Raw genomic sequence first — 6,000 nt, 5'->3', positions numbered from 1 at the left:
TGGCGCGGGCAGCGAGTACCATTATTTGATGCTTACTTTTGAGACACCACACTAGGTCGGGGCATCAACACGCCGTCCAGTTCAATTGACATTCGCTGGAGCACGATATGGATTGGGGCAACCCTGCCCCGCTGTCTTATCCCGCGAATGTCAAAGGGATCCCGGCCTGAAGTGAGGCAGCTCGACTCAAGCAAGCGAAAAATTCACCCTCGCCTTTTGTGTCTTGCCAAGAAGACCCGTCATATCGATAGTGGTATCCGCCCGATCTAGCAGCCATCCAGATCTCGTGAAGAGGTTTTTGCAGATTGATCACGATTTGGGTTCGGTTGGGAAAGGTCAAAGTGATCATTCCTCCGGACCGCTGGTTATCAATATCGGCATCAGAGGCCTCATTGATGTCATCGCAGCTACGCTCTACCGCAAGCAGAAGCTTCTCCGCAAGATCCATGAATTCAAGATCAGTCATTACAATTTGCATATGTTGAAAGCAGCCCAAATTCTAGTGAGTGCGCTTGTCCTTGCTGGCAGTGCGGCAGCCTTGGTCGGATGCGGGCAGCGCGGGCCCCTTTATTTACCGAGTACTCCCGAGGCTCAAAAGCGAGCAACGTTGCCCGAGACACTGAACCCCGCCTCATCCGAACCAAGAGAAAAAACCAAGTAACGATTTCTGTGCGAACTAGGGTCGTACAGCCTCTCCTGAGGTGAAGATTCGATGAAACTGTTGACGTGGTGCCCCCCGGGGTTTGAACTTCAACTGAACAGATTCGAACTGAATTGCTGTGGCTGCTTGCATCGCAGAAGTTGGTAGCTGATCGGCATGAAGAGTCTTCTGAGACTGGATAGGCGAACCGATCACAATCAACGCAAGTGACACAGATTGAGCTATAAACCGGCATCTCAACACTTTTAAATCACAGAGCATCTATGAACCGCGCAGAACTCGTTGAAATCCTCGCCTCCAAGAATGACCTGTCCAAGGCAGCCGCCAATGCTGTACTGGAAACGCTGATCGACTCCATTCAAACAGCAGTCAAGAAGGGCGATGCTGTCCAACTCGTGGGATTTGGTACTTTCAAATCTGCGAAGCGTGCAGCACGCACAGGCAAGAATCCTTCCACTGGCGCCGCCCTGAAGATTCCTGCGACCACTGTGCCTAAGTTTGTGGCGGGTGCGAAGTTCAAGGCAGTGGTGGACCCGAAAGCAGCCAAGCGCAAAGCAGAGAAGGCAGGCAAATAAATCTCTGCAGCATTGCTAGCGATATGCAACCGCCAATGCCTAACCGCATTGGCGGTTTTTTATTGCCCGGCAGCCCAGGCAAGCCTCATGTGAAACAGAGATGCATCAGCTACCTGCCAGAGCGTCATCGCTTTGGTCTATGGCATGCCTCGCATGGCCGAGAAAAGCGTGAGAAACCGCTCTGTGTCTTGATCATCCAAAGCCCATCGCCGTTTGAATGCGCTTGATTGGGAGGTTTTCGTGATTGAACCTTCCGCGAGGCCGGCAGTGCGAGCCCGCATGGGCACTTTGCGAAAGCAATTGGACGAGTTGTTCCAGCGCCTGGAGCCTATGCTCCAAAGCAACGAAGGGCGGGCATTGTTTGTTGAAATGCGTACCCGTAGGCTGGCCTATGTGGCGGCCTTCACTGCAGCGGCAGACATGCAGGAATCCGATGCGGCGGCCGCCAACCAACTGCTCACGCAGAAAGTTCTCCCAGCGATTGACGCATTGGCGCAGCCCATCACGCAACTCAAAGCGTTGCAACTGAAGATTGCCAACGCGTCGGGGAGCCGACTGGAAGCACAGATGCAGCGCCAGAACCAGATCAACCTGGCCATTGGTGCGGTGGCGGTGATTCTGGTGGTAGTACTGGCAGGCTCACTGGTCAGGGCCATCATGCAGCCCTTGGAACACGCCATGAAGGTGGCGGCCACAGTCGCGCAAGGGGATCTGACCTTGCCCATCCGTACAGACGGAGACCACGAATTCACCCGGCTGCTGGAGTCGCTCAAGGCCATGCAAGGCCATTTATCCGCAACCCTCATGCGGGTGCAGGAGAACACCACGGAAGTGGCCTCGGCCTCATCCCAGATCGCGGCTGCGAACCTGGACCTGAGCGCACGAACCGAGGCCCAGGCCAGCTCACTGGAACAAACCGCAGCCTCAATGGAGCAAATTACTGCGTCCGTCCAAAGTAACCAGCAGATGACCCAGACGGCCAACCAGTTGTCGGCCACAGCCGCCAAGCACGCCAAGGACGTGGGCGAGCGTGTGCAAGAAGTGGTGGGAATGATTCGCGACCTGCACGAATCTTCGCAGCGCATCCGCGACATCACCAGCGTCATCGACGGCATCGCTTTTCAGACCAACATTCTGGCGCTGAACGCGGCCGTGGAGGCCGCACGCGCCGGCGAGCAAGGCAGGGGCTTCGCCGTGGTGGCCGCCGAAGTGCGCTCGCTGGCCAAGCGCTCGGCAGAAGCTGCGCAAGAAATCAAAACCATCATCCAGACGAACACCGAAAAGATGGATGCGGGCACAGAGCTGGCAGAAAAAGCTGGTACCGCAGTCCAGGAGGTGGTTACGTCGATTGAGCGAGTCAACGCCACTGCTGCCGATGTCGCCGTAGCCTCCCGCGAGCAATCCGATGGCATCGATCAAATCAGCCAGGCCGTCATGCAGCTGGATCAAGCCACCCAGCAAAACGCAGCCTTGGTAGAGGAAACCTCTGCCGCCACCAGCAACCTGGACGACCAGGTGCAATCACTCAAGCAGCAGATTTCACGCTTCCGCCTGGCCTGAGGCTCAGCGAACAAGGCTGCTTCGTCTGCGAGCGCTTGAACGAAGCCAGCCTTGGCGTAGAACGCCACCGTATTGCCCCTCCTCCATCAAAACCACTTTTTGAGTCGCGGCCGGGAAGTCCTCATAATGGCTGCGCAACCGAACTCTTCGCAGTGACCGACCATGCCAAAGCGTACCGATGCTTCCACCCGGGCTCCGCGAGCCTTGTGCCATGACTGAGCATCCCTTCCCCTACGAGGGCCCCGAGGAGTTACGCCAGCCCATCCTGACGGCGCTGCGCCGCGTGGTGGACCCTGAAGTGGCGCTGAACGTGGTCGATGTCGGTCTCATCTACGGCGTCACCGTGGCCGATGGCAAGCTGCATGCCCAGGTCACCATGACCTCTGCGGCGTGTCCGGTGACCGATGTGATCCTAGAGGACATCGAAACACAGCTGGACCGCGACATGCCACCCGAATTGTTGATAAAGGTCGAGCTGGTGTGGTCCCCGCCCTGGTCCACCGAGCGCATGAGCGAGCGGGCTCGCCGCTTCATGGGATGGTGACCCCACCTCCTCCCTCGGCACCCATGCGAACACGCGTCGCGCCCGCCAGGCCTCGCACGCTGGCGCCGCTGGTTCTGATCCTGGTAGCGCTGGCACTGGTGAGCGGCATCACCGGGGGCCTCGTTCGCGCTGGGGTGCCCCTGCCCTCCCTCTTCCCGCTTTCGGGTTGGGCGGGGCATGCCGCGGTGGTCCACGCGGGGCTGATGATTTGCGGCTTCATGGGCACAGTGATTGGCGTGGAGCGAGCCGTGGCCGTGAAATTGCGTGCGGCCTGGCTCGCCCCACTGGCATCTGGCGTTGGGGCCCTGTGCCTGCTGGTCAATAAGACCGACGTCGGCGCCGTGCTGTGGCTCGCCGCTGCCGTGTTCTTCACCGCCGTCAACGTTGTCGTTGTGCATCGTCAGCGGGCCGCGCACACCCTGCTGCTGCTCGGGGGGGCTTTGGCGTGGTTGATTGGCTGCGTGCTGTTTTTGCGCCGGCCTGGCGACGCTGCCAGCCTGCCCTGGTGGTTCGCCTTTCTGGTCATGACCATTGCTGCAGAACGCCTGGAGATGACGCGGCTGATGCGCAGGCGCCCTGGTGCCAACGCATCGCTTTGGCTGCTGCTGGGGTTGATGACACTGGGCGCTGCGTTGACGAGTTTTTCGGTGCGCATAGGCGGCGTGTTGTACGGCCTGTCGCTGCTGCTCCTGGCGCTGTGGCTGGGCGTGTTTGACATCGCACGCCGCACGGTGTTTGCCCACGGGCTGGCCCGCTACATGGCCGTGTGTCTGCTCGGGGGCTACGCCTGGCTTGCGGTTGCAGGCTGGGCCTGGACGGGCACCACGCTCGGTTTGCCCCTGCGAGACATGGCCCTGCATGCACTCGGGCTGGGCTTCATTGTGAGCATGATGCTGGGGCATGCCCCGGTCATCCTTCCTGCCATTGCACGCATCAAAATTGAATTCGGTAAGTTCTTCTACCTGCCCTTGGTGGCCTTGCACCTGTCACTGATCGTGCGCCTGGTCTGGGGTCTGGATGACCCGCACTGGCGCGCCACGGGGGCGCTGCTGAACACGGGTGCCATGGCGCTTTTTGCCGCCACCATGCTGGGGGGAGCGCTGTTGTGGCGAGTGCGTCACGCGCGTGCGGGTAACGACGGCGAATAAACACGACCAGCACGACACCACACTCCACTCCCGCTGCAAGCTCCCCCCTTAAAAAGCGCAGTCTTCACGCCCCCACCAGGCTGTTGATCTGCGCTTGTTTGCGTGACATGTCGTCATCAGAGTCGGCAACCCGTGCTGACTGAACCAAGCACCGATGCCGATGGCCTCAGACCGACCGACTTCGGACAAATTGCGCTGTGAACTGCATTGGCCCAGGGTAAAACCCGGCGGATCGCCCACCCCGGGCTCGGTACTGGTGTGGCGAATCAGCAGTACACCGCCCTCACGCGCCATCACGGCAACAGACGGCGCCGATGGCGCACCAAAGGCGGCACGCCCCAGAACACACAACCCCGATCCGATCAGCCATGCGCGTCGATCCATTTTTCCTGCCTCCAGCGTTGGGGCCTCAAAACAACCTGGCATCGCCGATCCGCATCTGCCTGATTGAGGGCCCAGCTCAGGATTGAATATCAACCGACCAATTTTTGCCGTCAGGGGAGCCGCAAATCCATACCAAGCTTCCAGGAAAGGCCGAACGTGAAGGCCAACACACACAAAAGCGCCAGCATGAAAATGGCGAAAAACTTGCTGCCCCTGCGTATCAGGGCGCGCCTGTCCATCACCTTGTTGCCCTGGTCGTAATGCCACTTGATGGCAAAAAACATGCAGGCGCCGAAGATGAGAACCTTGAACGTCAGGAAGGCTACCGGGACCCAATCAATCATTTTGAGAAACTCCAATGGTTCGCACCAAATAACTTCATAAACAGCGAGCTCGCATCCATGCGACCTTGCGTCCTGCTCTGCCAGAGCGCGGGCACTGTGAAGTCGTAACCTCACCTGTGACACCTTGTTGCTGCCCAATAGCCACAGCGCAGCAAATAGCGTTCGTTAGCGGAATGCTTCCAACATCAAGTTCGGCTGGCGGACTGCACGGTCTGCCTGAATCGTCAAGACTCCTACAGTGCAAAACAGCCTTGCGGCTCAGTGAACCCGTAGCACCTCAAACTGCTGCTGGTGGGGAGAGACCTGTATCGAGACCTCATCACCCTCGCATTTACCCAACATGGCCTTGCCCAAAGGTGCTTCGCTGCTGATGACCTGAACGAGGTGAGCCCCGCTCACCAACTTCATGCTGCCTCCTTCCGGGCCGAGAAAAAGCTGCAGCTGCTTATCGTTTGCATCAATCAAGCAAACCAACGCACCGATTTGTATGCCTTGATTGGCGTCATAGGGGCGCGGATGGAACTGGCGCCAATGGGCCATCGCATGGCGGATGGCTTCCGCGCGCCGAGCTTGGCCGGTCGCAAGGTAAGCGGCTTCGAGTCCCAACGTGTCGTATTTGTTCTCGGCGATGTTTTCTTCGTGGGTCGCCGCCTCATGGGCCACTCGCACTGCCTCTTCGACTTTCAGCAGGTCCTCGGCCAGTCGCTCCAGCACTTGCTCCCGCAGCAAGAATTTATCCATGATGAAAGATAGGCATCCCAAACAAGCGAAGGCAACTCGTAAT

The 6,000-nt window shown here is 58.8% G+C and carries 9 protein-coding genes; 5 read left to right on the top strand and 4 right to left on the bottom strand.

Features of this window, described 5'->3' with window-relative positions:
- Positions 1 to 136 precede the first annotated feature (136 nt).
- A complete protein-coding gene (gene cyaY, locus AADJ04_RS07805; RefSeq protein WP_044397066.1) occupies positions 137 to 466 on the bottom strand; it encodes an iron donor protein CyaY in 330 nt (109 codons plus the stop codon).
- A gap of 12 nt (positions 467 to 478) precedes the next feature.
- Here cyaY and AADJ04_RS07800 point away from each other — a divergent pair, with 12 nt between their 5' ends.
- The 5 genes from AADJ04_RS07800 to AADJ04_RS07780 all read left to right on the top strand — a co-directional run bounded on the left by AADJ04_RS07800 (position 479) and on the right by AADJ04_RS07780 (position 4,488).
- Positions 479 to 661, top strand: a complete 183-nt coding sequence (locus AADJ04_RS07800; RefSeq protein ID WP_198845913.1) for a lipoprotein — start codon at positions 479 to 481, stop codon at positions 659 to 661.
- A gap of 263 nt (positions 662 to 924) precedes the next feature.
- Entirely contained in the window at positions 925 to 1,236 is a 312-nt protein-coding gene (locus AADJ04_RS07795; protein ID WP_341239263.1) for an HU family DNA-binding protein, read from the top strand.
- 279 nt (positions 1,237 to 1,515) lie between these two features.
- The gene (locus AADJ04_RS07790) at positions 1,516 to 2,796 is read left to right on the top strand and encodes a methyl-accepting chemotaxis protein (protein ID WP_341239262.1); all 1,281 of its coding nucleotides are present in this window, start codon (positions 1,516 to 1,518) and stop codon (positions 2,794 to 2,796) included.
- Between the two features lie 211 nt (positions 2,797 to 3,007).
- A complete protein-coding gene (locus tag AADJ04_RS07785; protein WP_341239261.1) occupies positions 3,008 to 3,340 on the top strand; it encodes a metal-sulfur cluster assembly factor in 333 nt (110 codons plus the stop codon).
- Between the two features lie 23 nt (positions 3,341 to 3,363).
- Positions 3,364 to 4,488: a hypothetical protein gene (locus AADJ04_RS07780; RefSeq protein ID WP_341239260.1), complete on the top strand. Its 1,125-nt coding sequence runs from the start codon at positions 3,364 to 3,366 to the stop codon at positions 4,486 to 4,488.
- Between the two features lie 48 nt (positions 4,489 to 4,536).
- Here the strand turns inward: AADJ04_RS07780 and AADJ04_RS07775 are convergent, their stop codons facing one another.
- From AADJ04_RS07775 to AADJ04_RS07765, 3 genes are all read right to left on the bottom strand, one after another.
- Positions 4,537 to 4,872 carry a hypothetical protein gene (locus tag AADJ04_RS07775; RefSeq protein WP_341239259.1) on the bottom strand — a complete coding sequence of 112 codons (336 nt, stop codon included), beginning with the start codon at positions 4,870 to 4,872 and terminating at the stop codon, positions 4,537 to 4,539.
- 110 nt (positions 4,873 to 4,982) lie between these two features.
- Positions 4,983 to 5,216, bottom strand: coding sequence for a hypothetical protein (locus AADJ04_RS07770; protein WP_207374905.1), 234 nt, complete (start codon positions 5,214 to 5,216; stop codon positions 4,983 to 4,985).
- Positions 5,217 to 5,474: 258 nt separating this feature from the next.
- Positions 5,475 to 5,957, bottom strand: coding sequence for a GreA/GreB family elongation factor (locus tag AADJ04_RS07765; protein ID WP_207374904.1), 483 nt, complete (start codon positions 5,955 to 5,957; stop codon positions 5,475 to 5,477).
- Between the last annotated feature and the right edge of the window lie 43 nt (positions 5,958 to 6,000).

It is taken from the genome of uncultured Acidovorax sp. (assembly GCF_964021665.1).
GTDB classification, from domain to species: Bacteria; Pseudomonadota; Gammaproteobacteria; order Burkholderiales; family Burkholderiaceae_C; genus Acidovorax; species Acidovorax temperans.
Note: the sequence above shows the minus strand (reverse complement) of the source record. Positions and strands in the feature narration are given on the sequence as shown.